Origin of the sequence: Streptomyces sp. WMMB303 (assembly GCF_029351045.1) — a bacterium.
In the GTDB taxonomy this organism is placed as follows: Bacteria; Actinomycetota; Actinomycetes; order Streptomycetales; family Streptomycetaceae; genus Streptomyces.
Genome location: NZ_JARKIN010000001.1, coordinates 1,021,635 through 1,047,885 on the forward strand (window position 1 = coordinate 1,021,635; position 26,251 = coordinate 1,047,885).

Here is a 26,251-nt window from a genome sequence, read left to right on the forward strand (position 1 = left end):
TCGCCGCAGCAACCCGGCCGGGCCCCCGGGGCGCAGCCCCGCCCCCGGAACGGCTCGGCGCCCCCGCTCCCGCCGGGCGGGCATCCGGGCGGGCGGCGGGTGACCTCCACGCGGACTCCGGCGAGAGGGGGCGGAGCCGGTGGATCGCGTCGAGGCCGGACCCCGGCCGAAGCGCGCCGGGACACCGTCGCCGCGCATCGGACCCCTTTCGGAGGACCGCCGGTCGCAATCGCGTAGCCGCGATCCCGGCCGAGCTCGGCGGCGGACCCGCCGTGGGGCGACTGCGGGAGCAGACACGCCGGTGGAGACGCGAAAGTTCGAGTTTCAATCGCATGAACGAATACCGTCAGCGCTCAATTCCCGCCGTTGCGGCTGGAAACCAGCGGACGAAAGCAGCAACCTCCCATTCTCCAGGACGAGTTCACCTATCGTTCACTTTCGGCGTGCGGGTTCGTCACGCCCTGTGGGTGACGATGGAATCGGCCCAGCTCGGAGCAGTGGACCGGAGGACGACGATGCGACGCCACGTGACCGCCGCCAAGGCGTGCCTCTCGGCCCTCGTCCTGCTCCTGTCCGTCCTGCTGGCCGCCGAAGGCACCGGCGCCCTCCTCGCCACGGCGAGCGGACCGGCGGCACCCGTCGCCACCGCCGAGGACGTCTCCCCCTCCGCGGGGCACGAGACGGAGCACGGTGCGGCCGCCTGCCATCCGCGCCGCGCCGTCCGGCATCCGAGCGCGCCGCCGGCCCCCGGTGAGCGTCCGCCGCAGGTGTGCGCCCCGCGGCTCGGCCCCCCGGCCGCCGCGGGGCGGGTCGCGCTGCCCGGGAACGGCAGCGCGGGCATGCCGTGGCGCAGATCCGCGGAGGTCCTCGTACTGCACCAGGTGCTGCTGCGCTGACCGGCCGCGGCAGCAGCCCGCCGCCGTCCGTGACCGGCCGGTGAGCGGCGCGCGCCGTCGCGGGGCGCGGCCCCGCCGACCTTCCGTACGCAGCCTCCGTACCGCGGCCCGTACCCGGCCCCGCGCGGCCCGGCCCCGGACCGGGGGCCGTACGCCGATCCCGTACGCACCTGAACGCACCTGAACGCACCTGAACGCACCTGAACGCACCTGAACGCACCTGAACGCAAGGTAACCCTGATGCGCTCTCTCATCCCGCACGCACGCACCTTCTCCGCACGGATCAGCGATCACGACGACGAACGCGAGAGCTACGGCAGGCCGGCGCAGGGCCAGTCCCCCGAAGCCCTCTTCATCTCCTGCTCCGACTCGCGGGTGCAGCCCGCCGTGTTCACCGGCGCCCGCGCCGGGCAGCTCTTCGAACTGCGCACCGCGGGCAACGCGGTGCCGTCCTACGCCGGGGCCGGGCGTCCCACCGGCGAGTCGGCCACCCTCGAGTACGCGGTCCGGGTGCTGGAGGTGCCCGAGATCGTGGTGTGCGGGCACTCGCACTGCGGCGCGGTCGGCGCCCTGGTGCGCGGCGAGGACCTGGCGGCCGTGCCGGCCGTGCACGACCGGCTGACCGCCCGACGGCAGTCCTCCGGGGAGCCGGCCCCCGACGACGTGGCCCGCACACAGCCCGACGTGGCCGCAGCCGTGCAGCGCCATGTACGCGCCCAGTTGGCCCGGCTGCGCGGACACCCCTGCGTCGCGGAGCGCGAGGCCGCCGGGCTGCTGCGGCTGCGCGGCTGGTTCTACGGCATCGACACCGGCCGGATACTCCAACTCGACACGCGTCTCGACGCGTTCCTCCCGCTGTGAGAGGTGGCGTCATGACGCACTCCGAGAACACTCAGAACGCCGAGAACACCCGGAACCCCGGGAGCCCCGGGAGCCCCGGGAGCCCCGGGAGCCCCGGGAGCCCCGCGGACAGCGTGCGGCGCCCGGGCGGCGGACGCCGGGGCAGCCCGCTGCCGGACCGCAGCACCCTGCGGGCGGACTTCACCGCCTCGCTGGTCGTCTTCCTCGTCGCCGTGCCGCTGTGCGTGGGCATCGCCGTCGCCTCCGGCGTACCGGCCGAACTCGGGCTGGTGACCGGCATCGTGGGCGGTCTGGTCACCGGGTTCCTGCCCGGCAGCAGCATCCAGGTCTCCGGTCCGGCCGCCGGGCTGACGGTACTGGTGTACGAGGCCGTGCAGACCTACGGCATCGGCGCGCTCGGCGTCCTGGTCCTGCTGGCCGGGCTGCTGCAACTGCTGATGGGCCTGCTCAGGCTGGGCCGCTGGTTCCGCGCCATCTCCGTCTCCGTCGTACAGGGCATGCTCGCGGGCATCGGTCTGGTGCTGATCGCCGGTCAGCTCTACGCGCTCGTCGACGCCGAGGCGCCCGCGAGCGGCCCGGAGAAGATCCTGGGCCTGGGCGGGCTGGTGCTGGACACGGCGCGCGACAGCACCGCCGCGACCGCCTTGGCCATCGGGGCCGGGACGGTGGCCGTCCTGCTGCTGTGGCCGAAGTGGCGGGCCGCGGCCCGGGTGCTGCCCGCGCCGCTGGCGGCGGTGCTGTCGGCCACGGCCGCGACGGCGGTGTTCGACCTGCCCGTCGCACGCGTCGAGGTGCAGGGCCTGCTGGACTCCGTCCAGCCTCCGGGCCTGGACGAGTTCGGCGGCCTCGCCTCACTCGGCATGCTGGGCACGGTGCTCGCGTTCACCCTGATCGCCTCGGCCGAGTCGCTGTTCAGCGCGGCGGCCGTGGACCGGCTGCACGACGGGCCGCGCACCGACTACAACAAGGAGCTGATGGCCCAGGGCGCCGGGAACACCGTGTGCGGGGCGCTGGGCGCGCTGCCGATGACGGCGGTCATCGTCCGCAGCTCGGCCAACGTCCACGCCGGGGCCAGGACGAAGGTCTCCCGGGTGCTGCACGGCCTGTGGCTGCTGCTGTTCGCGGCCGCGCTCCCCGCCGCGCTCGGCCTGATCCCGCTCTCCGCGCTGGCGGGCGTCCTGGTCCACGCGGGCTGGAAGCTGATTCCGCTCCGGGATCTGGGACCGATGTGGCGGGAGCACCGCGCCGAGGCGGTGGTGCTGGCCGTCACGGCACTGGCCATCGTGCTGACCAACATGTTCGAAGGGGTGCTGCTGGGGCTGCTGATGGCCGTGGTCAAGACCGCCTGGGAGACCTCGCACGTCCACGTCGAGACGGAGGACCCCGGCGCGGGGCGGCCGCTGCGGGTCACGGTACTGGGGAACGCCACCTTCCTGCGGCTGCCCAAGCTGCAGGACCAGTTGGAGGCGCTGCCGGCCGACCGGCGCGTCGAACTGTGTCTGGAGAAGCTGCGGCACATGGACCACGCCTGCGGACTCGCCCTGTCCACCTGGGAAGAGCAGCACAACAAGGCAGCCGCACGCAGCGGTGCCGCCGGCACCGGCACCGAGGAGCAGCACGGGGAGGACGCTTCTAGCATGAGCCGATGACACGATTCGAGGGGTACGCGGCGCTGGTGACGGGCGCCGGGCAGGGCATCGGAGCGGCCGTCGCACACCGGCTCGCCGCCGAGGGCGCACAGGTGCTGGTCACCGACCGGGATCCGGACCGCGCCGGGCGGATCGCCGCGGACATCCGCGGCAGCGGCGGCCGGGCCGAGTCCCGCGGTTGCGACGTGACGGACGCCTCGGCGGCACAGGCTGCGGCCGACCGCGCCGCCGAGGCGTTCGGCGGGCTCGACGTCCTGGTCAACAACGCCTACGCCTGCCACCGGGATCCGGCCCGCTTCGAGGACTGGCAGGAAGCGTCCTGGTACGAGGACTTCGAGGTCACCCTGCACGGGGCCGCGCGGTGCACCCGTGCCGCGCTGCCCCTGCTGGCCGCGGCCGACGGACGGGGAGCCGTCGTCAACGTGGGCTCGGTCAACGCGGAGCGGCACTTCGGGAACCACGCCTACAGCGCCGCCAAGGCCGGGCTGGCCTCCCTCACCCGCACACTGGCCGTCGAGTCGGCTCCGCGCGGGGTGCGGGTCAACCTGGTCGAGCCCGGCACGGTGCGCACCGACGTGTGGCGGGAGCGGGCCGAGATGCTGGAGCGCGTCGCCGCGCACTACCCGCTCGGCCGGGTGGGCGAGCCCTCGGACATCGCCGCCGCCGCGGCGTTCCTGGCTTCCCGGGACGCGGCCTGGATCACCGGGGTGAGCCTCCCGGTGGACGGCGGCCTGCTGGTGTCCAACCTGGCGATGAACCGCACCATGGCCCAGCCCTGACCGGTCGGCACGTGGCGGCGGCGGGGCCTGCAGGTCCCGGGCCGGGCGCCGCGTCGGCTCGGCCCTCGACGCGCTGCGTGAGCTGCCGCGCGTACCCGGCCATCGAACGCTGATAGCGCGGCAGGTGCGGCGCGAGGGCCGCCAGCAGGAGAGGCACCGCTTCGCGGGAGCGACCGAGGTCGGTGAGGGCCAGCGCGAGGACGGCACGCACGGCGTCCTCCAGCGCGACGACCTCGGCCGTCTCGCGCGCCCCGACCGCACCGTCCGTCCCGATGTCGTGGTCCAGTTCGGCCCACAGCAGCGCGGCGCTCTCCCCTGGCCGGTCCAGGTTGCGCAGCGAGCTGGCCAGTTGGATGACGGCACGGCGGCGCCGCACCCCGGTCAGTCCGCCGCGCAGCGCCTCCTGGTAGAGCGGGACGGCACGGTCCGGGAGGCCCGTGGAATCGAAGGCGCAGGCCCGTTCGAAGGCGGCCGGGGGGCTACCCGCGGGCTGTTCGTCGGCCGGCTCCCCGACCGCGGCGCGGAAACCCTCCGCTCCGCGCTCGGCCACCAGTGCGTCCATCCGCGCCCAGGTGTCGGCCACCCGCCGCTCCCAGTCGCCGCCCTCGGTCGTACCGCCCGCGTCCTGTCCGTTCACGCCGACAGCTTCACCCGCCGCGCGGCCGGTGGCCAGGGGCGATCGGTCCGGCCCGGCGGGACCGGGTGCGGCGGGCGGAAGCGGACCTCCGTCCGCCACACCGGCCGCTGCCGCGGCGGGACACCGCGGCAGCGGGGTCAGACGTGCACGCCGCGGCTGCGCAGCCAGGGCAGCGGGTCGACCCCCGAACCGACGTCGGGAGTGACCCGGACCTCGAAGTGCAGGTGCGGTCCTGTGGAGTTGCCGGTGCTCCCGGACAGTCCGATCTGCTCGCCCGCGTGCACCCGGGCACCCTGCCGGGTCTGGATCCGCGAGAGGTGCGCGTACTGGGTGTAGTAGCCGTTGGGGTGCTTGATGACGATGTGGTTGCCGAACGGCCCGCCGCTGCCGGTCCGTACGACGGTCCCGGCCCCGACGGCCAGCACCGGAGTGCCGGTCCCGACCGCGAAGTCCTGGCCGGTGTGGCTGTGCGCCCAGCGTTTGCCGGCCGAGGCGAAGCCCGCGGACAGGGTGTATCCCTCGACCGGGGCCACCCACTTCGCTTCCTCGCCGCCGGAGCGGAGCGCGGCACGGGTGATCGGGCCGGCGGCGCGCGCGGCCCTCTCCTCGCGCGCTTCCCGGGCCCGCTCCCCGGCCTGCGTCAGCCGCCGTTCGACGGCGCGCTGCGCGCGTCGCCGCCGGTCGGCCTCGGCCCTCAGCTCGCCCAGCACCGTTCGCCGGTGCGCCCGCTGACGGTTCAGCTGCCGCTGGACCGTCTCCGTGGCGCGCAGCAGCCGGTGGAAGGCGTGGTCGCCCTGGTGCTGGGCACGGAGCTGGTCGAAGAGGGTGTCCGGCGATCCGGTCGTCAGCAGCCGGGTGGCCGGGGCCCAGCCGCCCTGCTGGTACTGCCTGCGGGCGACGGCGCCGAGCTGCCGGTGCAGCCGCCGCAGCCGGTGCTCCGCTCTGCTGACGGCGCGTTCGGCCCGGGCGACCGCCGCCCGCTGCGCCGCCACTTTACGCGTGGCGGCCTCGTAGCGGGCGGCGGCGGCCGCGGCCTCCCGGTAGAGCGCGGGCAGCGGCCGCGCGGCCTCGGCGACACCCTTCGCGGGGGCGGTTCCCGCGGCCTGCGGTGTGCCTCCGGCGAGTACCGCGGCACACACCAGCGCGGCCAGCGGAGCCGCCGCCCGTCTCTTTCGTACGGCCTCATTCATGGCACGATCGTGCGGCCGGGAACCGCGCGGGAGCCGGTTGGCGAGCGCGGCGCGCGGGCAGCTTGAGCCGTTCGCCGCAGCGGTCCGTCCTCAGGACGGGTGCATTCCCGCCCGGTGCGCGGGTGCGTCAGTCGTGCCGGGCGGCGGCTGCCCCGGCCGCCGCCGTCCGCTGCGCGGAGACCGGCTCAGCCGGCTCCGCCGCTGCCGAAGGAGCCGCTCTTGCCGGGCTCCCACTTCTTGCGTGTCGGAGGTTCACCCGGATGGTGCTCGCGGTCACCCTGATCGTGCACCCCGCTGTGCGGCAGCCGGCGGGTCCCGTCGCGCGGCATCTCGTCCGGCTCGCGGTTCTCGGTGATCTCCTCGACCGGGCCGCTGTCGGGCAGGTGCGGCTGCTGATCGGGCTCCGGGAGTTCGGGCTCACGGCTCTTGATCCGGATGCCGAGCCAGACGGCGCCGATCAGCGCGGCCACGATCAGCAGTCCGATGAGCCCGGGCACCAGACCCACCAAGTGATCGCGGGCGGCGAGGTCCGCCGCCGTTCCGAGGACGTCCGCGTTCATGTACTCAGCCCCCTTCGGCTCGCGGTGTCAGCACCCGGGGTTTCCGTGGTGCGCGAAAGAAAACCTGGGCAGCGCCGGGGCAGGGGCCCTACGTGCGGCAGTGGCGACCCTCCGGGCTTGTCGCGCAAGCGGTCAGTCCCCGTCCTGCCCGTCCGAGACCGTGCGGCCGTTGACCGCGAGCACCCCGGGAACCGCCATCAGCTCCCCCACCAGCTCCGGTACCGAGCCGGGCCCCGAGACGGCGAGATTGAGCCTGGTGAGATCCGGCCGCGGTTCATGCATCTGTTCGACATTCGTCTCGGTCACCACGAAACCGCGCTCCGTGCACAGCTCCAGCACGGTACGCAGCACACCTCTCCCTTCCTCGTAGGTGAGCCGCAGCCGGCCCGGCTCCACGCCCGGCAGCCGGTCGCTGAGCTTGGTGAAGCCCCACACCGTGAGGAAGTGCATCGCCACCACCGCCACGGCCAGCAGCGGCAGCCCCGCCCCGCAGGCCATCCCGACGGCGGCCGAGAGCCAGACGATCGCCGCGGTCGTCAGCCCGCGCACCACGTCGCGGCGGAGAAAGATGACGCCCGCACCCAGGAAGCCGACGCCCGAGACCACCTGCGCCGCGATCCGGGACGGGTCGAAGGAGACATCCTCCCTGCCCATCAGATCGGCGAAGCCGTACTTGCTGACCAGCATGAAGAGCGCGGCACCGATCCCCACCAGCGCATGGGTGCGCAACCCCGCGCTCTTGCGTTTGGCCCGCCGCTCCAGACCGATCAACGACGTCAGGACGAATGCCAGGGCGAGGTCGGCGAACTGCGGCCAGCCCTGGCCCAGCGAAGAGGAGAACGCGTCGTTCATAAGCGAGATCTAACAGCTCCGGGTGATTTCTCTCGGTAAACCGGCGATGTGCTGCCGGGGGCGCGCGGTGTCATTCGTTCGGCAGCAGGGGGCCCAGTGGCCCGAGGTCGAGATTCAGGTCCTCGGGCGTCAGCCCGAACCGTTCCCGCAGCAGCTCCATGCGGTCCTCCAGCAGCATCAGCGTCATCCCGATCCGCTCCTCCTGATCCTCGTCGAGATCCCCGACCTCGACCCGGCGGAGGGCCTGCCGCTCCACCAGCTGCCGCAGCAGCTCCACGATGGTCAGCACCAGCGCGGCCAGGTCCCGCTCGACGGTGTCGGGGTCGAAATCGAGCCGACGGCCCGCGCCGGTCCTGCTCTCCTGCGCTCGGGTCACAGCGGCTGCCCTCCCTCCCAGGGCGAGGGGACGTGTGCGTTGACGGAGCTGATCAGGGCCCGCAGGTCGATCCGGACCAGGTCCACATCGGCGATGCCCAGGGTCAGCGACCCGGTGAGCACCACCCCGGTGCCCAGCAGCCGGTCCAGCAGATCCACCAGCGAGACCTGGCGCCGGGCCCACGGCAGACCCGGGTCCACAGCGGCCGGGCCGCTCGGCTCGCGGCGTACCCGCTCGTCCCCGCAGGGCTCGGGGGACGGCGCCGTCACGGCCGGGCCTCCTGCTGCGGGGCCGCGAAGGAGTACGGGGCCCAGGGACCGGTCAGCTCGACCCGGACGGTGGAGTCGTGCCCGCCGAGCCGCTCCACGCTCTCGACGAACTCCTCCGACCGCTCACGGGGCAGGAGGTAGGCCGCATTGAGCAGATTCTGCCCCGGCACCCCGGACAGCTGCGGGTTCTGCGCGGGGTACTCCCGCACGTCCTCGGCCTGCCCGGCGAGGGCCGCGTGGAGCGTACGGCCGAGCTCCTCGGCCGCCTCCAGGGCGTTCTGCCGCGAGGTGACCTCCTGTCTGCGGCGGCGCAGGAACTCCCGTCCACTGGTCGCCGGCGCCGCGGCGGCCGCGGGTTCCGGCGCACGCTGCGCATAGACCTTGACCCCCCAACTCCACCCGGCCCGCAAGCCGGCCGAGTGCCGCCGAGAACTCCTCACGGCCCTCCTCCAGGGCGCGGCGGACCCCGTCCTCGTCCCGGTAGACCGTGGGCAGGCGCAGCGGCAGGGGGCAGGTGCGGGCAGTGACCGCGTCCACCACCGCCTGGTGGGCCCTGGCCGTCTCCTCCAGCCACGCGAGGTCCTCCAGGTGGGCGCGGAGCGGCTGCTCCGCGAACTCCGCCTCCGGGACCCGGCTGACCACGGCCGTCAATCCGGCGTGGTGAACGGGGTACGGGGCGGAGCCGCTCACGCCCCGTACACCGTCGGGCAGTGACTCCTCGAGGGGCTCGGTCACCGCGTAGACGTACCGCAGCTCACCGTTCACCGCGCTCTCCCTCCAGGCGTTCCGGCTCGCGGTCCTCCAGTTCGGCGACGCGCCGCCGCAGCCGGTCGTTCTCCTCGGACAGTTCGCGTCGCCGGGCGCTGGAGCTGAGCGCCGGATCGATCTCCCACCAGTCGATGCCCATCTCCTTGGCCTTGTCGACGGAGGCGACGATCAGCCGGAGTCTGATGGTCAGCAGTTCGATGTCGAGCAGGTTGATCCGGATGTCGCCCACGATCACCACGCCCTTGTCGAGGACGCGCTCGAGGATGTCGGCGAGGTTCGCGCTGCTCCCGCTCTCGTAGCGGTCGGGCAGCCTGCTGCTGCCGGGCATCGGCGTACTCACCGGCGCTCACCCGCCGCGGCGTACTCCTCCTCGGGATCCTCCCGGTACTCGTCCTGACCGTCGTACTCGCCCTCGCCGTCGTACTCGCCCTCGCCGTCGTGGTCATCCTCGACATCGTGGGGGCCTTCGTCGTCGTACTCGTCCTCGTACTCGGCGTCCTCCGGGTCCCGCGGGCCGTCGTCGTACTCGTCCTCGCCGTCGTCCTCCGGCTCGGTCTCCTCCTCGGCCTCGGCTGCGAGGCCCTCGGGCTCCTCCGGCTCGTCGTCGTACCCGGCCTCGTCGTCCTCGGCGCGGCGTTCCTCTTCGGCGACCGCGTCCTCGTGGGTGGTGACGACCTCGCCGTCGCGGATCTCGCCGCGCCAGCCGTCGTCCGCCTCGCCCTTCATCGCGATGTGGCGGACGTAGTGCTTGAGGTCGAGCCGGGCCCTGCGGCCCTGGGCGCGCCAGATGTTGCCGGTCTTCTCGAACAGGCCCTTGGGGTAGTACTCGATCAGCAGGACGACACGCGTGAGGTTGCCGGTCAGCTCAGGGAACGTCACCACGCCCTTCGTGCTGCCCTTGGCGCCCTCGGACGTCCAGGCGATGCGCTGGTCGGGAACCTGCTCGGTGGTGGCGGCCTTCCAGCTCCGGTTGGACCAGAAGATCTTGGCCTTCCAGTCGGAGGTGGTGTCGTCGGCCACCGTGACGTCCTGCCCGCCCTTGGTGAAGGAGCTGAAGTCCTGCAGCTGCGTCCACTGGTCGTACGCATCTCTGACGGGCACACCGACATCGACGTACTCCAGGATGACGATCGGCTTCTGACCGCCGCTCCCCTTCCGGTTCTTGCCTCCTCCGCCGAACATCCCCTTGATGCCCTCGACGGCCTTGTCCTTGAGGCGACCGCCGCCGACCTCCACCGCGGTGCGCAGCGGGCCCTTGCCCTCGGTGATCTTCCGACCGCCTTCCAACGCCAGCCCGGCGAAGCCGAGGCTGTTGCCCTCGGCCACGTCGTTGAGCTTCCCGGTGGCCTGGCCGAGCTTGCGGCCCAGCCCGGTGAGCAGCTTCTCGGCCTCAGCCATGGCCAGCTCGCGCGCCACGGACTTCAGACGGTGGGTCGCCCCGGTGTCGAGGCCGCCGGGCGATGTGCCGCCGTCGTTCTGAGTGCGGGTCTCAGCCATGGCTCCGGCCTCCCTTCGCACTGCTGCTCCGCGCCCTCGTTGCGGAGGACTTTCCGGAGGCCTTGCCAGAGGACGTGCCGGAGGAGGACTTGCCGGAGGAACCGGCGGCGGACCTGCCGGCGGACTCCGGGGTGGACCTGGCAGTCGAGGTGCTGGTGGACCGGGCGGCCGAGGCGCCGCGCTTCGCGGTCCCGGAACGACTCGAGGAGGCTGCCGACGCGGAGGACGACCCGGCCCTCTTGGCCGGAGCCCGGTTCGCCCGCTGCTTCTCGGCGGGGCGCCCGGCAGCCGTCCTCTTCTCGGAGCCCGCCGCCCTGCGCGGGGCGCCGGTGTTCTGCTGCGCGGACTCCGGGGCTCGGGCATCCTGGGCCTCGGCATCGCCCTCGCTGTCCGCGGCCTCCCTCGTCTCGTCCACGGCGTCGTCCGCGGACTCCTCGGTGTCCTCGGCGCCGTCGTGGGCGGAGTCCGCGCGTCGGCTGCCGGATAGCGCCCGGCGCGCTGAGCCCACCGCGCCGCCGGTGGTGTCCTTCGCCGTGGACGCGGCGTCGCGGGCGGTACCGGCTGCGTCCTCGGCGTAGTCACCGACGCCGTCGAGCCGGTCGCGGATGTCGAGGGTGCGCTCGTGCAGCCGGTCGGCCAGCACCTCGACCTGGCGGTTGACCAGCGCACCGGTCGCCGCCCTGCCCGCGCCGCGCCCCGCTGGGTCGCGCTGGACCGCGGTCACGCTCGGGTAGCCCTTGGCCCGAGGGTCAAACCCGCGACCCTCTCCCCCCGGCCGCGGGGGGCTCTCACTCGGCGCCGGAGCGGCTCTCCAGGAGCCTGCTCGCGGCCGCCGCTCCCAGCCGTCGGCGCTCCCGACGGCGGAGCCGGGCCCGCAGCGGAGAATGGATCTCGTCCTCTTCGTACGCGGCGTGCTCGTGGAGCCGGTCGAGCAGGGTGTCCAGCCGGTGCCCGGCGGCGGGCCGATCCGGATCCGCGTCCCTCAGTTCCCTGGCGGTCGCCGCCGCGGCCGACCACCGCTGCCGGGCGGCCGCGACCCGGCGCTCCCCGTCGGGCAGCTTGCGCACGAGGGGGTACAGCGTCTGGTCCTCGGCGCGGGCACACCGCTCCAGCCCGGCCACCAGCTGCTCGGCCAGCGCGGCGCGGCGCTCCGGATCGCCGGTCGCCTCGTAGGCCACCACGAGACGCTCCACCTCGGCATGCTCGTCCGCGAGCAGTTCGAGTACGTCCGGACGATACGTCATCGCCTCTCCCTCGTTCTGTCCCGACCCGCCCGCCCCTCTTGCCGCTGCTCCACCGCACCACCGTTTCGCCCGATTTACACGAATCGCCGTTTGGTCCGCGGAGAGCTGGGGACTCGCGTCCGTGAGCCGAACACGGAGGTGATGGCACGTGCAGCAGGAGCAGACGACCACCCGTGGCGAGAGCGCCCGGGAACCCCGCCGCCCGACGGTGCACGCCTCGCGGGCGGCGCGCGGCCCGGACGGCCCCATGGGCTACGGGCCGCACGCCACATCAGGCGACCGGGACCCGGAATCGCACATCTTCCGCGGAGAGAACTGACCGGCCGGGAACCGGCTCCCTCCCGGTACCCGGCTCGGCCCGGTTCACTCCGCGCACAGCGGGCACCCGCGCGGTTCACCGACGCTCCCCGCACCGACGGGGAAGGAGGAGGACCGCGGATGACCGAGAAGAAGCCGACCGTCGAGCCGAAGGCCCCCGGCACGGCACAGGTCCTGCGATCGGCGCGGGAGGCCATCGAGGAGCTGACCGGCCTGGAGTCCGAGTCGGTCTCCTCCGTCACCAGAGGTGCCGACGGAGGCTGGACACTCCACGTCGAAGTCGTCGAGCTGCGCCGGATACCGGACAGCGTCAGCATGCTCGGCTCGTACGAGATGACGCTCGACCCGGCGGGCGAGCTGACCGGCTACCGGCGGCTGCGCCGCTACGAGCGGGGCAAGGCCGACCCGCGCTGAGTCCCGGCCCCGCGGCACGGCGGGCCGCTCCTCGTACGCGGCGGGGCCGGGTCCCGGGCCGGGCCTGAGCCGGTCCCGGTGCCTTTGGTGCGCAGTTCCGGGCGGGCTCGAGCAGGCCGGCTCAGGACACGTAAACGGCGAGGAGCGTCGCGTCGTCCTCCGCCTCCCGCCCCAGGAGAGTGGAGGCCAGGCAGTCCGTGGCCGCTTCGGCCGAGCCGCTGCCCCCCGCGCACTCCCGTGCCGCGGCGAGGAGCGCGCCGAGCCCCTCGTCCAGGTCCATACCCCGGCGCTCGATGACGCCGTCCGTGTAGCAGAGCAGCAGATCACCGGAGCGCAACTGCGTGGTGTTGAGGGGATACGCGGTGTGCGGGGTGACCCCCAGCATCACTCCGTGTTCCGCCTCCAGCAGTCGCGGTACGCCGTCCCGGACCAGGACCGGTGCCGGATGCCCGGCGCTGGCCCAGCGCAGAACGCGGGTCCCGGGGTACAGATGGCCCACCACGCAGGTGGCGGTGGTGTCCAGACCGCCGTAGTAGACGACCTCGCCCAGTGCCGTCGACAGCTCCGCCGCGTCCTCGTCCGTGTAGGCGAGCCCCGCCAGCGCGGAACGCTGCTGCACCGCCCGGCTGGCCGCGTCCACGCCATGCCCCGAGGCGTCGCCGACGGCCAGCAGCACCCGGCCGTCGGGCAGCTCCCGGCACTTGTACCAGTCACCTCCGACCCCCGACTCGGAGGGCACATAAGCGGCACTCACGGAGAGCCACGGCGGGGTGAGCGCGCCCAGTGGCGGGGTGAGCGCCCTGCGGAACGTCTCCGAGACCCGACGCTCGGTGGCCGCCTCCCGGCGCAGCCGCTCCGTCTCGGTCAGCGCCCGGCTCAGCAGCTCCTCCTGACCGGTGATGTCCCTGGCGGCGAACAGCAGCGACTCGGGGAGCCGGGCGCCCTCGGGCTGCGCATGGCCGGTCCAGCGGACGCGGCGTACCTCTCCGTCCACGTGGAGCGTGAGCTCCCGGCCGGGCACCTCGCCGCCCGCCAGCAGGGCGCGCATGTCGGCGACGAAGACGGGCACGTCGGCCGGGTCGACCAGCCGGCCCACGGCGACCAGCTCGGCGGCGAGGCCCCGGGCCGCGGACACCGTGCGGGCCGCCCGCTCCTCCGCTGGAACACCCTCGGCCGGCGCCGCCAGGCCGAGCAGTTCGCGCAGCCCTCGGGACCAGTGCATCCGGCCGGTGACCAGATCCCATTCCGCCCATCCCAGGCGGCCGCCCTGCTGGACGAGGCGGCCGAGCCGGGCCTCGCCCACCGGCTCCCAGTTCGTCAGCAGCAGCCCCTCGTCCGGCAGCAGGGTCACGGTGCCGCGCAGCCGGGCGCGCCGGAGCACGCCGTCGATCACATCGACATAGTCGATGGTGTCGCTGGACACCGGGGTGCCGCCGGTCAGGGCCGCGCAGTAGACGTCGTACATCCCGCTGCTCCGGATGCCCGGCCGGGTCTCCGACAGCCGCTTGCCGAGGAACTCGTAGGAGCCGCGTTCCACACCGCTCAACTCGAAGTGGTTGGCACCGACGACGAGGAAGTCGGCGACCGTGCCGTCCGGGCCGTACTCCGGGCGCAGCAGCGTCGAGCTGCCCCGCAGCACCCCCAGCACGGCCGGCATCCAGGACGGCAGCCCGGGCAGTACGGCCACGTCGCCGGGCGGCACCGGCTCCGCGCCGTCGTAGGCGAACGGCCCCCTCCTGGGCCGCCCCGCCCCCTCCGGGGAGGGGCTGGGGTGGACAGGGTGCGCGGGGTGCGCGGGGTGCGCGGGGCTCGCCGCGGCGATCCGGACGCGGGCACGGTGCCGGGCGCGGGCGACGGTGCGCAGCGCCGCCCGGCTGAGCTCCCGGAGCGCGTCTTCCGAGGCGCTGGCGGAGGCTCCGGAAGCTGGGTCCGCAGACGAGGCGTCCATAGACGGCCATTCTCTGCCGTGCCCGGCCGCTTCGCCGGGCGGCGGGCCGGCCCTCGTGCCCGAGCCGGGCACCGGTGCGGGCGTCCTCGCCTAGAGTCGGGGGTATGACGGCAGACGAGGGGTCGGTACGGGTCGACAGCTGGATCTGGTCCGTACGGCTGACGAAGACCCGCTCCCAGGCGGCGACCGCGGCCCGCGGGGGCCACGTCAAGGTCAACGGGGAGTCGGTGAAGGCGGCGCACGCCCTACGGGTGGGGGACGAGGTGCGGGTGCGCCAGGCGGGGCGCGAACGGATCGTGATCGTCAAGCGGCTGATCAAGAAGCGGGTGGGGGCACCCGTCGCGGTCGCGTGCTACCAGGACAACAGCCCGCCCCCGCCGTCCCCGGTGGAGGTCCCCGTCGTCGCCCGCCGCGACCGGGGCGCCGGACGCCCCACCAAACGCGACCGCAGGGAGCTCGACCGGCTGCGCGGAGCGCAGTGACGCACCGCTGAGAGTGCTGCCGAGAAGGCGGCCGTCCCGCAGCCCGCGGCACGCGCGGCCCGGGGGCCGTTCGGTACCCGCACGGAACCGGCACCGGGGTGCCCTCTAGGGTTCCGGTATGACCGAGCGGAGCCGACGGCCGCTGGCGGGGGTGCTGGCAGCGATGGCCGTGTCGTTGACCGGCACCCGTATCTCGGCCGTCGCGCTCCCCTGGTTCGTGCTGGTGACCACCGGCAGCACAGCGCGCACCGGGCTGGTCGCGCTGGCCGAGCTCGCCCCGTACGTCCTGGTCAAGGCGTTCACCGGCCCCCTGGTGGACCGGACGGGGCCGCGCACGGTCTCGTCGGTGACGGATGTGCTCAGCGCGGTCGCGGTGACCGCGGTCGGTCTGCTGCACCTGATGGACGTGCTCTCGTTCTGGCTGCTGCTTCTCCTGGTCGCACTGGTCGGGGCGGCCCGGGGGCCCGGCGATCTGTCGAAGGAGATCATGGTCCCGGTGGCGGCGGATCGTGCCGGGGTGCCGTTGGAACGGGCCGCGGGACTGGCGGGGGTGACCGAACGGCTCGCCTCCACCGTGGGCCCGGCGGCGGGCGGCGCGGTGGTGGCGCTGCTCGGCGCGCAGACGGCACTGTTCGCCATCGCCTGCTGCTTCGCCGCGGGTTCGGCTGTGATCGTGCTGCTGCTCCCGGCCCGCCGGGGCGGCAGCGCCGAGGGGGCCGACGGCCCCGGCCCGGCGGGCGGGGCCGAGAGGGCCGAGGGAGCCGGCGGCGATCCCGCCGGGCCCGGCCCCGGCTACTGGCACCGGCTCGGCGCGGGCTTCCGGTTCCTGCGCGGCGATCCGCTGCTGCTGACGGTGATCGTGATGGTCGGTGTCACCAATCTGCTGGACGCCGCTTTCGCCACCCTGCTGCTGCCCGTGTGGGCACGGGAGTCCGGCAACGGGCCCGGCGCGATCGGACTGGCCAACAGCGCGCTGGGGATCGCCGCGGTCGCCGGGAGCCTGGTGGCCGCCGCTGTCGGGCACCGGATACGCCGACGCCCCGTCTTCTTCGCCGGGTTCCTGCTGGCGGGCGCACCGCGCTTTCTGATCCTGGCCGTGGACGTACCGCTGTGGGCGGTGCTCGGGGTGTTCGCGCTCGGCGGCTTCGGGGCCGGCTTCCTCAATCCGATACTGGGGGCACTCAACTTCGAGCGCGTCCCCGGCGAGCTGCGGGGCCGGGTCAATGCGCTGGGCGACTCGCTGGCCTGGACCGGCATCCCCTTCGGCGGCCTGCTCGCCGGTGCGGCCGTCGCCTCCTTCGGCCTGGCACCGGTGCTGCTGGCCGGCGCGGCCGCGTACTTCCTCACCACGAACCTGACCGGTCTGCGACCGGAGTGGCGCGAGATGGACCGGAAACCTCCGCAACCCCGAAGCACCGTCGAGGAAGCCGCGGACCCGGACGCCGGAGCGGGAACCGCACCCGACGGCCGGGGCCCGGCGGCGGAGCCGGGACCGACCGGCGATCTGACATCCGCCCGGCCGTAGCCCGCAGGATCCGCCGCGCGGCGCCCGGCTGCCGATCGGCGTACGCGAGCGGCCCCGAGCCCGCGGCGCCCGGCAGCTCCTCCTCCCCCGCGGCGCGGGCAGGTTCCGGCGAGGCGGCGCCGGGGATCCGTACCGGCGTCGCGGTCCTGCCCGGCGGACGTCCAGCCGGGCGGCAAAGCGCCTCGGCAGGCATGCCGCAGCGGCGGTCAGGGGACCCGGCACGCATGACGATCCTCGGTCTGCCGGACCGCATCCGCGCATGCCTGTTCGACCTGGACGGTGTGCTGACCAAGACGGCCGCCGTGCACGCCGCCGCCTGGAAGGAGATGTTCGACGCCTATCTGCGGGACCGGGACGGGCCCGGCTTCCGCCCCTTCGACCAGGTGGCGGAGTACGACGCCTATGTGGACGGGCGCCCGCGGGCCGACGGCGTACGCACCTTCCTCGCGGCGCGGGACATCCACCTCCCGGAGGGCGAACCCGACGATCCGCCCGGCCGCGAGACGGTCAACGGGCTGGGCAACCGCAAGAACGACCTGCTGCTGCGGAAGATCCGCAGCGACGGTGTGGCCGCGTACGACGGCTCGGTGCGGTATCTGCACGCGGTGCGGGCGGCGGGGCTGCGAACGGCCGTGGTCTCCTCCAGCGCCAACTGCCGCGACGTGCTGGCCGCCGCCGGTATCGAGGACCTGTTCGAGGTGCGGATCGACGGGATCGTGGCCCGGGAGCGGCGACTGCCGGGCAAGCCGCATCCGGACACCTTCCTGGCCGCCGCCGAGGACCTGGGGACGGCCGCGGGCGAGTCCGCCGTCTTCGAGGACGCGCTCGCCGGGATGGACGCCGGACGGGCCGGGGACTTCGGCTACGTCGTGGGAGTCGACCGCACGGGACAGGCGGATGCGCTCCGCGCGCACGGCGCGGACACCGTCGTGCAGGACCTGGCCGAACTGACGGACCGGGAGGGGAACCGGAACCGGGACGTCCCCCGGCGCCCGTCGCGGAAGGAGCGCCCGTGATCAGCAATTCGTCCTACGCCGTGCAGCCCTGGTCGCTGCGCGAGAGCACGCTGGACATCGACCGGCTCCCGCAGAGCGAGTCGCTCTTCGCACTCTCCAACGGGCACATCGGCTGGCGCGGCAACCTCGACGAGGGGGAGCCGCACGGCCTGCCCGGCACCTATCTCAACGGGGTCCACGAGCTGCGCCCGCTGCCGTACGCGGAAGGGGGCTACGGCTACCCGGAAGCCGGGCAGACGGTCATCAACGTCACCAACGGAAAGGTCATGCGGCTGCTCGTCGACGACGAACCGTTCGACGTGCGCTACGGCAAGCTGCGCTCCCACGAACGGGTGCTTGACCTGCGCACCGGACTGCTGCGCCGGGTCTGCGAGTGGAGTTCGCCGGCAGGCTGCACCGTACGGGTGACCTCGACCCGACTGGTCTCCTTCAGCCAGCGGGCCGTCGCCGCCGTCTCCTACGAGGTGGAGCCGTTGGACTCCGACGTCCGCGTCGTCCTGCAGTCCGAACTGGTCGCCAACGAGCAACTGCCGCAGAAGAGCGGCGAGGACCCGCGAGTCGCCACCGCGCTGGAGGACGTGCTGCAGCCGGAGGAGGACTTCGCCTCCGACATGCGGCTGCGCCTGGTGCACCGCACCGAGCGCAGCGGGCTGCGGGTCGGCGCGGCCGCCGACCACCTCGTGGACGGCCCGGAGTCGACCCGCACCTCCAGCGAGAGCGGGGAGAACGTCGCGCGGCTCACCGTCACCGCCGAGCTGCGGCCGGGCGAGCCGCTGCGGGTGGAGAAGCTGGTGGCCTACGGCTGGTCGGGGGTCCGCTCGCTGCCCGCCGTGCGGGACCAGGTCGACGCGGCTCTGGCCGGCGCCCGCAGCAAGGGCTGGCAGGGGCTCGTGGACGAGCAGCAGGCGTATCTGGACAGCTTCTGGGCGCGGGCCGATGTGGAGGTGGACGGAGACGCGGAGATCCAGCAGGCGGTGCGCTTCGCCCTCTTCCATGTGCTGCAGGCCGGCGCCCGGGCCGAGAAGCGCGCCATCCCCTCCAAGGGGCTGACGGGCTCCGGCTACGACGGCCATTCCTTCTGGGACAGCGAGCAGTTCGTGCTGCCCGTGCTCACCTACACCTCGCCGGACTCGGTGGCCGAGGCGCTGCGCTGGCGGCAGGAGACCCTGCCCGCGGCGCGGGACCGGGCCCGCCAGCTCGGCCTGCGGGGTGCGGCCTTCCCCTGGCGGACCATCGACGGCTCGGAGTGCTCCGCGTACTGGCCGGCCGGTACGGCCGCCTTCCATGTCAACGCCGACATCGCGGACGCGGTCACCCGGTACGTCGCGGCCACCGGAGACGTGGAGTTCGAGCGGGAGACGGGGGTGGAGATCCTGGTGGAGACCGCCCGGCTGTGGCTCTCGCTGGGACACCACGACCACCGCGGCACCTTCCACTTCGACGGGGTCACCGGGCCCGACGAGTACAGCGCCGTCGCGGACGACAACCTGTACACCAACCTGATGGCGCAGCAGAACCTGCGCGAGGCGGCGGAGGTGGTCGAGCGGTACACCGAACAGGCCGCCGCGCTGGGGGTGGACGACGAGGAGGCCGCCGCCTGGCGGGACGCGGCCGAGGCGGTGGCGCTGCCGTTCAACGAGACACTGGGCGTGCACGAGCAGTCGGCCGGCTTCACCGGGCACCAGATGTGGGACTTCGCCTCGACCGGCCCGGACCAGTATCCGCTGATGCTGCACTTCCCCTACTTCGACCTGTACCGCAAGCAGGTCATCAAGCAGGCCGACCTGGCACTCGCGCTCTACAAGCGGGGCGACGCCTTCGACGCGGAGCAGAAGGCGCGCAACTTCGACTACTACGAGCAGATGACCGTCCGGGACTCCTCCCTCTCCGCCTGCTGCCAGGCCGTGATGGCCGCCGAGGTCGGGCATCTGCGGCTCGCCTACGACTACGTGGGCGAGGCGGCGCTGATGGACCTCGCGGACCTGGAGAGCAACACCCGCGACGGACTGCACATCGCCTCGCTGGCCGGGGCCTGGATCGCGCTGGTCGCCGGGTTCGGCGGGATGCGGCTGCGGCACGGCATGCTGGACTTCTCCCCGCTGCTGCCCGAGCAGCTCAGCCGGCTGGCGTTCACCGTGCAGGTGCGGGGGCGGCGGCTGCGGGTGGAGATCCGCAGCCGGACGGCCGTCTACACGCTGCTGGAGGGGGAGCCGCTGGAGCTGTGCCACTGCGGCGGACAGTTCACCCTCTCGGCCGGGGAACCGCAGACCCACCAGGTGCGGCGCCCGCCGCCGCGCCCCGAACCGTCCCCGCCGCAGGGCCGGCACCCCGCCCGGCGACGCGGCGGCCCGGTACCGGTCGAGCCCGGGCGGTGACTCCGGGGCGGCTCCGGGCGGCGCGGACACCCACCGGTCCGCGGGCCTCCGCCCGCAGCCGTCCGCCGGGATGTGGGACAGTGCGCCGCCGACAGGGCGGTACCGCCGTCGGAAACGGCACTCGCCCCCGGTGTGGGTACCGCCCTCAGGTGTGGCGCTTCAGCTCACGGCGGGCCAGCGACCGCTGGTGCACCTCGTCGGGGCCGTCGGCCAGCCGCAGCGTGCGCGCCGAGGCCCACAGGTGGGCGAGCGGATAGTCCTGCGAGACCCCGGCGGCGCCGTGCAGTTGGACGGCGTCGTCGAGGATCCGCACCACCGAGCGCGGTGTGGCGATCTTGATGGCCTGGATCTCGGTGTGCGCGCCCCGGTTGCCGACGGTGTCCATCAGCCAGGCCGTCTTCAGCACCAGCAGCCGCAGCTGCTCCACCTGCACCCGCGCGTCGGCGATCCACTCGCGCACCACGCCCTGGCGGGCCAGCGGCGCCCCGAAGGCCGTCCGGTCCAGCGCCCGGCGGCACATCAGCTCGATGGCCCGCTCGGCCATGCCGATCAGCCGCATGCAGTGGTGGATGCGGCCCGGGCCGAGCCGGGCCTGCGCGATGGCGAAGCCCCCGCCCTCCTCGCCGACGAGAGCGGACACCGGGACGCGGACGTCGTGGAAGACCACCTCGGCGTGGCCGCCGTGGTAATGGTCCTCGTACCCGTAGACGGACATGGCACGGCGCACCTCGACGCCCGGGGTGTCGCGGGGGACGAGCACCATGGACTGCTGGCGGCGCACGTCCGCGCCCTCCGGGTCGGTCTTGCCCATGACGATGAAGATGGCGCAGTCCGGGTGCATGGCCCCGGAGATGTACCACTTGCGGCCGGTGATGACGTACTCACCGCCGTCCCGCCGGATCCGGGTGCCGATGTTGGTGGCGTCCGAGGAGGCGGCGTCCGGCTCGGTCATGGCGAAGGCCGAACGGATCTCGCCGGCCAGCAGCGGCTCCAGCCACCGGGCACGCTGCTCGGGCGAGCCGAACTGGGCGAGCAGTTCCATGTTCCCGGTGTCGGGCGCCGCGCAGTTGAGCGCGGTCGGCGCGAGCTGCGGACTGCGCCCGGTGATCTCGGCCAGCGGCGCGTACTGCAGGTTGGAGAGTCCGGCCCCGTACTCCTCGTCGGGCAGGAAGAGGTTCCACAGCCCCTGCTTGCGCGCCTCGGCCTTGAGCTGCTCGAGGACCGGCACCGTGCTCCAGGGGGAGTCCTGCGCACCGCGCTCCTCCTCGGCCGTCTGCTCGGCCGGGTACACGTACTCCGTCATGAAGGCGAGCAGCCGCTCGCGCAGTTCCTCGGTGCGCGCGTCGTATGCGAAGTCCATGAGCTGCCTCAGCCCTTCCGCAGAGTGGAGAGTCCGTTGTCGATGAAGACCGGCACCAGTTCGCCGATCCGGTCGAAGCCCGCGCCGACCGTGCTCCCGAGCGTGAAGCGGTAGTGGATGCCCTCGAGGATGACGGCGAGCTTGAAGTAGGCGAAGGCCGTGTACCAGTTGATCCGCGAGACGTCGCGGCCCGAGAGCCGGGCGTAGCGTTCGATCAGCTCGGCGGCCGACGGGTGGCCGGGTGCCCCGCTGGTGGTGCTGACCGGCGAGTCGGGCACGTCCTGCCGTTCGCTGTACATCGCCAGCAGCCCCAGGTCGGTCAGCGGGTCGCCGAGCGTGGACATCTCCCAGTCGAGCACCGCGGCGACCTCGCCGCCGGCGTCGATCAGCACGTTGTCGAGACGGTAGTCGCCGTGCACGACGGTGGGCCGCGGCGAGTCGGGCAGCGCCTCGCCGAGCGCGCCGCGCAGCTCGTCGACGCCGGTCAGCTCGCGGCTGCGGGACGCTTCCAACTGCTTGCTCCAGCGGCGCAGCTGCCGCTCCAGGAAGCCCTCGGGCCGCCCGAAGTCGCCCAGCCCCACCTCGTGCGGGTCGACGGCGTGCAGCGCCACCAGCGTCTCGGGGAGCGCCAGGACGACCTCGCGGGTCCGTTCGGCGCCGAGCGGGGCGAGCTCCTCGGCGGTGCGGTAGGGGGTGCCCTCGACGTGGTCCATCACGTAGAACGGCGCGCCGAGCACGTCCGGGTCCTCGCACAGCAGCACGGTCCCGGGCACCGGCACCGGGGTGTCGCGCAGCGCGCTGATGACGCGGTGCTCGCGGGTCATGTCGTGCGCGGTGGCCAGCACGTGCCCGAGCGGCGGCCGTCGCACCACCCACCGGCCGACCCCGTCGGTGACCCGGTAGGTGAGATTCGACCTGCCGCCGTGGACGACCTCGGCGCTCAGCGGCCCGCGCACCAGTCCGGGGCGCTCGCGCTCCAGGTGCGCGGCCAGCCGCGGCAGATCGAGACCGGGCGGGTTCTGTTCGCTCATCGTGCGCGCTCCTTCGGCATCGGTCGCACCCGATCATGCCGACTAGTCGGTATGGAGTCCAGAGGGGGTGCCCTTCCGGTCCGGATTCCGCTCCCGACGGCAGGGCGGCGTCACGGTCCGGATTGACCGTCGACCTCCCGGCTCGGTGTGTGATGCACCGCTTTCCGACCGAAGTCCCATGACAGGCGCACGGGTCGCGCTCTAGCCTCGGGGCATGCCCATGGGTGACAACGAGCCGCTGTTCGTACGCGACGAGCGCTCCAGGAACGGCTACGTCCTCAACCACCGCAACCCCTCCGGCCTGGCCCTGATCATCGTCCTCACGGTCGGGGTGCTGATCCTGGCCGCCGTCGCGCTCGCCTGACCCGCGGGCCGCTGAACCCCGCGGACGCCCCTCAGCACACCCGGGCGCGCGCCAGTGCGCTCCGCACGGCCTCCCGGGTCTCCTCCGGGGTGCCGGCGACGGAGACGGCCGCTCCGTGCTCGTCCCGGCCGAGCGGCTCGAGGGCCTCGAACTGCGAGCACAGCAGGCTGGACGGCATGAAGTGGCCGCCGCGGCGGTCCAGCCGGCCGGCTATCAGCGGGTAGGGGCCCGCCAGGTGGACGAAGAACAGCCTCCCGGACGCCCGGCGGAGCCGGTCGCGGTAGCGGCGCTTGAGCGCCGAGCAGACCAGCACGCCGCCGTCGGCGGGGCTCCCGGCGGCGGCACGCCGGCGCAGCCAGCCGGCCACCGCGTCCAGCCACGGCGCCCGGTCCGCGTCGTCCAGGGGGACGCCGGCCGACATCTTCTCGATGTTGTGCGCGGGGTGGAAGTCGTCCGCGTCGGCGAACGGCACGCCGAGCGCCTCGGCCAGCCACTCGCCGACGGTGCTCTTGCCCGACCCGGACACCCCCATGACGACCACGAGCGGCGCGTGCGGGCCCTCGGGGCCGTTCACAGCAGCATCATTCCTCCCGCTCCGACCAGCACCAGCACACAGGCCAGCGTCCCCAGGGTCTGCGCCGCCCCCATCGTCCGGGGCCGGGCACGGGAGAGCGCGCGGATCCGGCGGTGCGCGGTCACCAGCAGGCCCACCCAGGCCAGCGCGCCCAGGCAGGCGGCCGCCACGGCGGGACCGGACGGGTCGGCGAGCGCCACCCGTACCGTCAGCGCCACCGACACCGCGCAGGTCAGCGTCGTGCGCCGCCAGGCCAGCCAGGTGCGCTCCGGCTGGGCGCCCGGGTCGCGGGGCGGCTCGCCGCTCACCGGCCGGCCAGGCCGAACACCACGACGACGACGACCAGCAGCGCCGCGAACGCCGTGCCGCCCGCCAGCAGCACCGGGAAGCGCGAGGCGGGCAGGTCCTCACCGCGGCGCATGGCGCGCTCGCAGCGCACCCAGTGGTTCACGGCCCGCACGGCACACAGCGCGGCACCGGCCAGCAGCACGGTCGCGACGGCCGTGCGGGCCCCCCAGCGCAGGTCCGTCAGGAACTGGTCGACCGCGATCCCGCCCGCCACCAGGGCCAGCGCGGTGCGGATCCAGGCGAGGAAGGTGCGCTCGTTGGCGAGCGAGAAGCGGTAGTCGGGCGTGGTGCCCTCCTCCCTGAGCCGCTGGGGGGCGAACCACAGCCGAAGAGTCGCCGAGAGCCGGTCGCGCATGGCTCAACCGTACGCGGTGACCTGCGGCGCTTCCCCACGGGGACACCCGCGTCACCCGGGGGCGCCCCTTACCGGCGGGCAGCCCGGCTACTGCGGGCCGAGCCGCCGATGGCACTCCAGCCCGTCCGGGACGATGTCGCCCCGCGCCTCCCAGCCGGCCAGCCGCCGCTCCAGCTCCTCCTCCGGCAGGAAGTCCCACCACGCGACCTCTTCGGGCTGCGGACGGACGGGCCGGGTGCACACCACCTCGTACACCTGGAGGAACCAGGAGTACTCGGGCGTCTCGAAGAGGAACTTCAGCCGCCGCTCGGGCCGCGGCAGCCCGCTGACGCCCAGCTCTTCCTCGGCCTCCCGGAGCGCCGCCGTGTCGTAGTCCTCACCCGCGCCGACGACGCCACCCACCACGACGTCGTACATCCCGGGGAAGATCAGCTTGGTGGGCGTGCGGCGGTGCACGAAGATCCGGCCCGCCGCGTCCCGGACCCGGATGGAGGTGCTGCGGTGCCGCAGCCGGCCGGCGTAGACCTCGCCGCGCAGCCGCTGCCCGACGACCCGGTCCTGTGCGTCCACGATGTCCAGCAGTTCGTCCGCCGAGCGCCCCTGGGGTGTCATACGCCCATCCAAGCACCGCAGCCGGGCCCCGCGCAGGGGTGTCCGCGGGCGGGCCCGGAGGTTACTCTCCGGTCACCGGTCCCGGAGCAGGTGGCCGCGCACCTGTGCGGCAGTCGTCAGGAAGGGTGGGAGCATGGCGTACGACGCCGATGTGATCGTGGTCGGAGCCGGACTCGCGGGGCTCGCCGCGACCGCCGAACTGGCCGACGCCGGGCGGCGCGTCATCCTCCTCGACCAGGAGCCCGAGCAGGCGCTCGGCGGGCAGGCGCACTGGTCCTTCGGCGGCCTGTTCTTCGTCGACTCGCCCGAGCAGCGGCGGCTGCGCATCCGGGACAGCCGCGAACTCGCCTGGCAGGACTGGCTGGGGACGGCCGCCTTCGACCGGCCCGAGGACCACTGGCCGCGCCGGTGGGCCGAGGCGTACGTGGACTTCGCCGCGGGCGAGAAGCGCGCCTGGCTGCGCGCCCAGGGGCTGAAGCTCTTCCCCGTGGTGGGCTGGGCCGAGCGGGGCGGCTACGGCGCGGACGGCCACGGCAACTCGGTGCCCCGGTTCCACATCACCTGGGGCACCGGGCCCGGCATCGTCGAACCGTTCGAGCGGCGCGTCCGCGAGGGCGTGGCACGCGGCCTGGTCGAACTGCGCTTCCGGCACCGGGTGACCGGCCTGTCCCGGACGACCGGAGCGGTGGACACCGTGACCGGCCAGGTGCTGGAGCCCAGCGACGCGCGACGCGGCACGGCCAGCAGCCGGGAGGTCGGCGGCAGCTTCGAACTGCGGGCCCAAGCCGTGATCGTGACCTCCGGCGGTATCGGCGGCAACCACGACCTGGTGCGCGCCCACTGGCCCGAGCGGCTGGGCACCCCGCCCCGGAAGCTGCTCTCCGGCGTGCCGGCGCACGTGGACGGGCTGATGCTGGACGTGACCGGAGAGGCGGGCGGCCACATGATCAACCGCGATCGGATGTGGCACTACACCGAGGGGATCGAGAACTGGAGCCCCATCTGGGCCCGGCACGGCATCCGCATCCTGCCGGGACCCTCCTCGCTGTGGCTCGACGCCACCGGGCAGCGGCTGCCGGTCCCGCTCTTCCCCGGCTTCGACACGCTGGGCACCCTCGACCACATCATGCGGACAGGGCACGGCTACACCTGGTTCGTCCTCAGCCGGAAGATCATCGAGAAGGAGTTCACGCTGTCCGGGTCGGAGCAGAACCCGGACCTGACCGGCCGGTCCGTGCGCGAGGTCCTGGGCCGGGCACGCGGCGGTGCCCCCGGGCCGGTGCAGGCGTTCATGGACCACGGGGCCGACTTCGTCATCGAGCGCGATGTCGCCGCCCTGGCCCGCCGGATGAACGAGCTGACCGGGGACGGGCTGATCGAGGCGGCGGCGCTGCACCGGGAGATCGCCGCCCGGGACCGGGAGATCCGCAACCCCTTCACCAAGGACCTGCAGATCACGGCGCTGAACGGCGCCCGGCGGTACCTGGGCGACCGGCTCATCCGGGTCGCGGCCCCGCACCGCCTGCTGGATCCGGCCGCCGGTCCGCTGATCGCGGTCCGGCTCAACATCCTGACCCGCAAGAGCCTGGGCGGGCTGGAGACGGACCTGTCCTCGCGGGTGCTCGCCGAGCCCGCGCCGGGGCCGGAGGAGGCGGCGCGGCCCCGCCGGGGCGACCCGGTTCCGGGACTCTACGCAGCGGGGGAGGCCGCCGGATTCGGCGGCGGCGGGGTGCACGGCTACCGCTCGCTGGAGGGCACCTTCCTGGGCGGCTGCCTCTTCTCCGGACGCACGGCCGGACGGGCGGCGGCCGCCGCGGTCGCCTGACGCCCCGGGCCGGGCTCCACGCCGGGTGCCCGGCCCGGGGCGCCGGACGGCCCGGTGCGCCGCGGAGTCGGACGGGGAAGCGGGGAGGCCGCGGCCGCCGGAAGAGGTGGTGGACCCGCGGCGAGC

Annotated in this window: 28 protein-coding genes and 2 pseudogenes; 12 read left to right on the plus strand and 18 right to left on the minus strand. The window is 74.0% G+C overall.

Annotation, left to right across the window (positions count from 1 at the left end):
• Positions 1-443 precede the first annotated feature (443 nt).
• The 4 genes from P2424_RS04675 (at position 444) to P2424_RS04690 (ending at position 4,185) form a co-directional block, all read left to right on the plus strand.
• The gene (locus tag P2424_RS04675; RefSeq protein WP_276474526.1) at positions 444-896 is read left to right on the plus strand and encodes a hypothetical protein; all 453 of its coding nucleotides are present in this window, start codon (positions 444-446) and stop codon (positions 894-896) included.
• 240 nt (positions 897-1,136) lie between these two features.
• Positions 1,137-1,757, plus strand: a complete 621-nt coding sequence (locus P2424_RS04680; RefSeq protein WP_276474527.1) for a carbonic anhydrase — start codon at positions 1,137-1,139, stop codon at positions 1,755-1,757.
• An 11-nt stretch (positions 1,758-1,768) separates the two neighbouring features.
• Positions 1,769-3,406, plus strand: a complete 1,638-nt coding sequence (locus P2424_RS04685; protein ID WP_276474528.1) for a SulP family inorganic anion transporter — start codon at positions 1,769-1,771, stop codon at positions 3,404-3,406.
• The gene (locus tag P2424_RS04690) at positions 3,403-4,185 is read left to right on the plus strand and encodes an SDR family NAD(P)-dependent oxidoreductase (RefSeq protein ID WP_276474529.1); all 783 of its coding nucleotides are present in this window, start codon (positions 3,403-3,405) and stop codon (positions 4,183-4,185) included. The genes P2424_RS04685 and P2424_RS04690 overlap by 4 nt, the downstream gene beginning before the upstream one ends.
• Before the next feature lie 70 nt (positions 4,186-4,255).
• Here the strand turns inward: P2424_RS04690 and P2424_RS04695 are convergent.
• From P2424_RS04695 to P2424_RS04745, 11 genes and pseudogenes are all read right to left on the minus strand, one after another.
• Positions 4,256-4,747: pseudogene (locus P2424_RS04695) on the minus strand (tetratricopeptide repeat protein); the annotation flags it as partial.
• Positions 4,748-4,959: 212 nt separating this feature from the next.
• On the minus strand, positions 4,960-6,012 hold the full coding sequence (locus tag P2424_RS04700) for a M23 family metallopeptidase (RefSeq protein WP_276474530.1): 1,053 nt from the start codon (positions 6,010-6,012) through the stop codon (positions 4,960-4,962).
• 185 nt (positions 6,013-6,197) lie between these two features.
• A complete protein-coding gene (locus P2424_RS04705; protein WP_276474531.1) occupies positions 6,198-6,572 on the minus strand; it encodes a DUF6479 family protein in 375 nt (124 codons plus the stop codon).
• Positions 6,573-6,704: 132 nt separating this feature from the next.
• Positions 6,705-7,424 carry an MgtC/SapB family protein gene (locus tag P2424_RS04710; RefSeq protein WP_276474532.1) on the minus strand — a complete coding sequence of 240 codons (720 nt, stop codon included), beginning with the start codon at positions 7,422-7,424 and terminating at the stop codon, positions 6,705-6,707.
• Positions 7,425-7,494: 70 nt separating this feature from the next.
• A complete protein-coding gene (locus tag P2424_RS04715) occupies positions 7,495-7,800 on the minus strand; it encodes a gas vesicle protein K (protein WP_276474533.1) in 306 nt (101 codons plus the stop codon).
• Positions 7,797-7,988 carry a gas vesicle protein gene (locus P2424_RS04720; protein ID WP_276478822.1) on the minus strand — a complete coding sequence of 64 codons (192 nt, stop codon included), beginning with the start codon at positions 7,986-7,988 and terminating at the stop codon, positions 7,797-7,799. The genes P2424_RS04715 and P2424_RS04720 overlap by 4 nt, the downstream gene beginning before the upstream one ends.
• 77 nt (positions 7,989-8,065) lie before the next feature.
• Positions 8,066-8,834 (minus strand): annotated as a pseudogene (locus tag P2424_RS04725) (GvpL/GvpF family gas vesicle protein).
• Positions 8,824-9,165, minus strand: a complete 342-nt coding sequence (locus P2424_RS04730; RefSeq protein ID WP_276478823.1) for a gas vesicle protein — start codon at positions 9,163-9,165, stop codon at positions 8,824-8,826. The pseudogene P2424_RS04725 and the gene P2424_RS04730 overlap by 11 nt, the downstream one beginning before the upstream one ends.
• A gap of 8 nt (positions 9,166-9,173) precedes the next feature.
• Positions 9,174-10,235, minus strand: a complete 1,062-nt coding sequence (locus tag P2424_RS04735; protein ID WP_276478824.1) for an SRPBCC family protein — start codon at positions 10,233-10,235, stop codon at positions 9,174-9,176.
• A 91-nt stretch (positions 10,236-10,326) separates the two neighbouring features.
• A complete protein-coding gene (locus P2424_RS04740) occupies positions 10,327-11,058 on the minus strand; it encodes a hypothetical protein (RefSeq protein WP_276474534.1) in 732 nt (243 codons plus the stop codon).
• A 64-nt stretch (positions 11,059-11,122) separates the two neighbouring features.
• Positions 11,123-11,578, minus strand: a complete 456-nt coding sequence (locus tag P2424_RS04745) for a hemerythrin domain-containing protein (protein WP_276474535.1) — start codon at positions 11,576-11,578, stop codon at positions 11,123-11,125.
• Positions 11,579-11,726: 148 nt separating this feature from the next.
• On the opposite strand from P2424_RS04745, the gene P2424_RS04750 reads away from it, so the two are divergent.
• On the plus strand, positions 11,727-11,897 hold the full coding sequence (locus tag P2424_RS04750; protein ID WP_276474536.1) for a hypothetical protein: 171 nt from the start codon (positions 11,727-11,729) through the stop codon (positions 11,895-11,897).
• Between the two features lie 119 nt (positions 11,898-12,016).
• Positions 12,017-12,310 carry a gas vesicle protein gene (locus P2424_RS04755; RefSeq protein ID WP_276474537.1) on the plus strand — a complete coding sequence of 98 codons (294 nt, stop codon included), beginning with the start codon at positions 12,017-12,019 and terminating at the stop codon, positions 12,308-12,310.
• A gap of 121 nt (positions 12,311-12,431) precedes the next feature.
• On the opposite strand, the gene P2424_RS04760 is transcribed toward P2424_RS04755, so the two are convergent.
• Positions 12,432-14,258, minus strand: a complete 1,827-nt coding sequence (locus P2424_RS04760) for a PP2C family protein-serine/threonine phosphatase (protein WP_276474538.1) — start codon at positions 14,256-14,258, stop codon at positions 12,432-12,434.
• Between the two features lie 104 nt (positions 14,259-14,362).
• On the opposite strand from P2424_RS04760, the gene P2424_RS04765 reads away from it, so the two are divergent.
• The 4 genes from P2424_RS04765 to P2424_RS04780 all read left to right on the plus strand — a co-directional run bounded on the left by P2424_RS04765 (position 14,363) and on the right by P2424_RS04780 (position 19,656).
• On the plus strand, positions 14,363-14,740 hold the full coding sequence (locus P2424_RS04765) for an RNA-binding S4 domain-containing protein (protein WP_276474539.1): 378 nt from the start codon (positions 14,363-14,365) through the stop codon (positions 14,738-14,740).
• Between the two features lie 118 nt (positions 14,741-14,858).
• A complete protein-coding gene (locus tag P2424_RS04770; protein ID WP_276474540.1) occupies positions 14,859-16,265 on the plus strand; it encodes an MFS transporter in 1,407 nt (468 codons plus the stop codon).
• 224 nt (positions 16,266-16,489) lie between these two features.
• Positions 16,490-17,281, plus strand: a complete 792-nt coding sequence (locus P2424_RS04775; protein ID WP_276474541.1) for a beta-phosphoglucomutase family hydrolase — start codon at positions 16,490-16,492, stop codon at positions 17,279-17,281.
• Entirely contained in the window at positions 17,278-19,656 is a 2,379-nt protein-coding gene (locus tag P2424_RS04780) for a glycosyl hydrolase family 65 protein (protein ID WP_276474542.1), read from the plus strand. Before P2424_RS04775 ends, P2424_RS04780 begins: the two co-directional genes overlap by 4 nt.
• A gap of 145 nt (positions 19,657-19,801) precedes the next feature.
• Here the strand turns inward: P2424_RS04780 and P2424_RS04785 are convergent, their stop codons facing one another.
• Complete coding sequence (locus P2424_RS04785; protein WP_276474543.1) at positions 19,802-21,016, minus strand: acyl-CoA dehydrogenase family protein; 1,215 nt, start codon at positions 21,014-21,016, stop codon at positions 19,802-19,804.
• A gap of 8 nt (positions 21,017-21,024) precedes the next feature.
• Positions 21,025-22,047: a phosphotransferase family protein gene (locus P2424_RS04790; RefSeq protein ID WP_276474544.1), complete on the minus strand. Its 1,023-nt coding sequence runs from the start codon at positions 22,045-22,047 to the stop codon at positions 21,025-21,027.
• 214 nt (positions 22,048-22,261) lie between these two features.
• Here P2424_RS04790 and P2424_RS04795 point away from each other — a divergent pair, with 214 nt between their 5' ends.
• Entirely contained in the window at positions 22,262-22,411 is a 150-nt protein-coding gene (locus tag P2424_RS04795) for a hypothetical protein (RefSeq protein ID WP_276474545.1), read from the plus strand.
• 31 nt (positions 22,412-22,442) lie between these two features.
• On the opposite strand, the gene P2424_RS04800 is transcribed toward P2424_RS04795, so the two are convergent.
• From P2424_RS04800 to P2424_RS04815, 4 genes are all read right to left on the minus strand, one after another.
• Complete coding sequence (locus tag P2424_RS04800; protein ID WP_276478825.1) at positions 22,443-22,943, minus strand: gluconokinase; 501 nt, start codon at positions 22,941-22,943, stop codon at positions 22,443-22,445.
• Between the two features lie 38 nt (positions 22,944-22,981).
• On the minus strand, positions 22,982-23,293 hold the full coding sequence (locus tag P2424_RS04805) for a DUF202 domain-containing protein (RefSeq protein ID WP_276474546.1): 312 nt from the start codon (positions 23,291-23,293) through the stop codon (positions 22,982-22,984).
• The gene (locus P2424_RS04810; RefSeq protein ID WP_276474547.1) at positions 23,290-23,688 is read right to left on the minus strand and encodes a DUF202 domain-containing protein; all 399 of its coding nucleotides are present in this window, start codon (positions 23,686-23,688) and stop codon (positions 23,290-23,292) included. Before P2424_RS04810 ends, P2424_RS04805 begins: the two co-directional genes overlap by 4 nt.
• Before the next feature lie 87 nt (positions 23,689-23,775).
• Positions 23,776-24,300, minus strand: coding sequence for an NUDIX domain-containing protein (locus P2424_RS04815; RefSeq protein ID WP_276474548.1), 525 nt, complete (start codon positions 24,298-24,300; stop codon positions 23,776-23,778).
• A 133-nt stretch (positions 24,301-24,433) separates the two neighbouring features.
• Here P2424_RS04815 and P2424_RS04820 point away from each other — a divergent pair, with 133 nt between their 5' ends.
• Positions 24,434-26,125 carry an FAD-binding dehydrogenase gene (locus tag P2424_RS04820; RefSeq protein WP_276474549.1) on the plus strand — a complete coding sequence of 564 codons (1,692 nt, stop codon included), beginning with the start codon at positions 24,434-24,436 and terminating at the stop codon, positions 26,123-26,125.
• Positions 26,126-26,251 lie beyond the last annotated feature (126 nt).

What these genes read in the sequence shown, in the direction of transcription:
- P2424_RS04800 (WP_276478825.1), bottom strand. Translation starts at nt 22,943, where the DNA reads ATGGGGGTGTCCGGGTCGGGCAAGAGCACCGTCGGCGAGTGGCTGGCC.
- P2424_RS04810 (WP_276474547.1), bottom strand. Translation starts at nt 23,688, where the DNA reads ATGCGCGACCGGCTCTCGGCGACTCTTCGGCTGTGGTTCGCCCCCCAG.
- P2424_RS04735 (WP_276478824.1), bottom strand. Translation starts at nt 10,235, where the DNA reads ATGGCTGAGGCCGAGAAGCTGCTCACCGGGCTGGGCCGCAAGCTCGGC.
- P2424_RS04755 (WP_276474537.1), top strand. Translation starts at nt 12,017, where the DNA reads ATGACCGAGAAGAAGCCGACCGTCGAGCCGAAGGCCCCCGGCACGGCA.
- P2424_RS04705 (WP_276474531.1), bottom strand. Translation starts at nt 6,572, where the DNA reads ATGAACGCGGACGTCCTCGGAACGGCGGCGGACCTCGCCGCCCGCGAT.
- P2424_RS04765 (WP_276474539.1), top strand. Translation starts at nt 14,363, where the DNA reads ATGACGGCAGACGAGGGGTCGGTACGGGTCGACAGCTGGATCTGGTCC.
- P2424_RS04710 (WP_276474532.1), bottom strand. Translation starts at nt 7,424, where the DNA reads ATGAACGACGCGTTCTCCTCTTCGCTGGGCCAGGGCTGGCCGCAGTTC.
- P2424_RS04745 (WP_276474535.1), bottom strand. Translation starts at nt 11,578, where the DNA reads ATGACGTATCGTCCGGACGTACTCGAACTGCTCGCGGACGAGCATGCC.
- P2424_RS04820 (WP_276474549.1), top strand. Translation starts at nt 24,434, where the DNA reads ATGGCGTACGACGCCGATGTGATCGTGGTCGGAGCCGGACTCGCGGGG.
- P2424_RS04730 (WP_276478823.1), bottom strand. Translation starts at nt 9,165, where the DNA reads ATGCCCGGCAGCAGCAGGCTGCCCGACCGCTACGAGAGCGGGAGCAGC.
- P2424_RS04700 (WP_276474530.1), bottom strand. Translation starts at nt 6,012, where the DNA reads ATGAATGAGGCCGTACGAAAGAGACGGGCGGCGGCTCCGCTGGCCGCG.
- P2424_RS04690 (WP_276474529.1), top strand. Translation starts at nt 3,403, where the DNA reads ATGACACGATTCGAGGGGTACGCGGCGCTGGTGACGGGCGCCGGGCAG.
- P2424_RS04785 (WP_276474543.1), bottom strand. Translation starts at nt 21,016, where the DNA reads ATGGACTTCGCATACGACGCGCGCACCGAGGAACTGCGCGAGCGGCTG.
- P2424_RS04685 (WP_276474528.1), top strand. Translation starts at nt 1,769, where the DNA reads ATGACGCACTCCGAGAACACTCAGAACGCCGAGAACACCCGGAACCCC.
- P2424_RS04790 (WP_276474544.1), bottom strand. Translation starts at nt 22,047, where the DNA reads ATGAGCGAACAGAACCCGCCCGGTCTCGATCTGCCGCGGCTGGCCGCG.
- P2424_RS04795 (WP_276474545.1), top strand. Translation starts at nt 22,262, where the DNA reads ATGCCCATGGGTGACAACGAGCCGCTGTTCGTACGCGACGAGCGCTCC.
- P2424_RS04815 (WP_276474548.1), bottom strand. Translation starts at nt 24,300, where the DNA reads ATGACACCCCAGGGGCGCTCGGCGGACGAACTGCTGGACATCGTGGAC.
- P2424_RS04770 (WP_276474540.1), top strand. Translation starts at nt 14,859, where the DNA reads ATGACCGAGCGGAGCCGACGGCCGCTGGCGGGGGTGCTGGCAGCGATG.
- P2424_RS04760 (WP_276474538.1), bottom strand. Translation starts at nt 14,258, where the DNA reads ATGGACGCCTCGTCTGCGGACCCAGCTTCCGGAGCCTCCGCCAGCGCC.
- P2424_RS04680 (WP_276474527.1), top strand. Translation starts at nt 1,137, where the DNA reads ATGCGCTCTCTCATCCCGCACGCACGCACCTTCTCCGCACGGATCAGC.
- P2424_RS04775 (WP_276474541.1), top strand. Translation starts at nt 16,490, where the DNA reads ATGACGATCCTCGGTCTGCCGGACCGCATCCGCGCATGCCTGTTCGAC.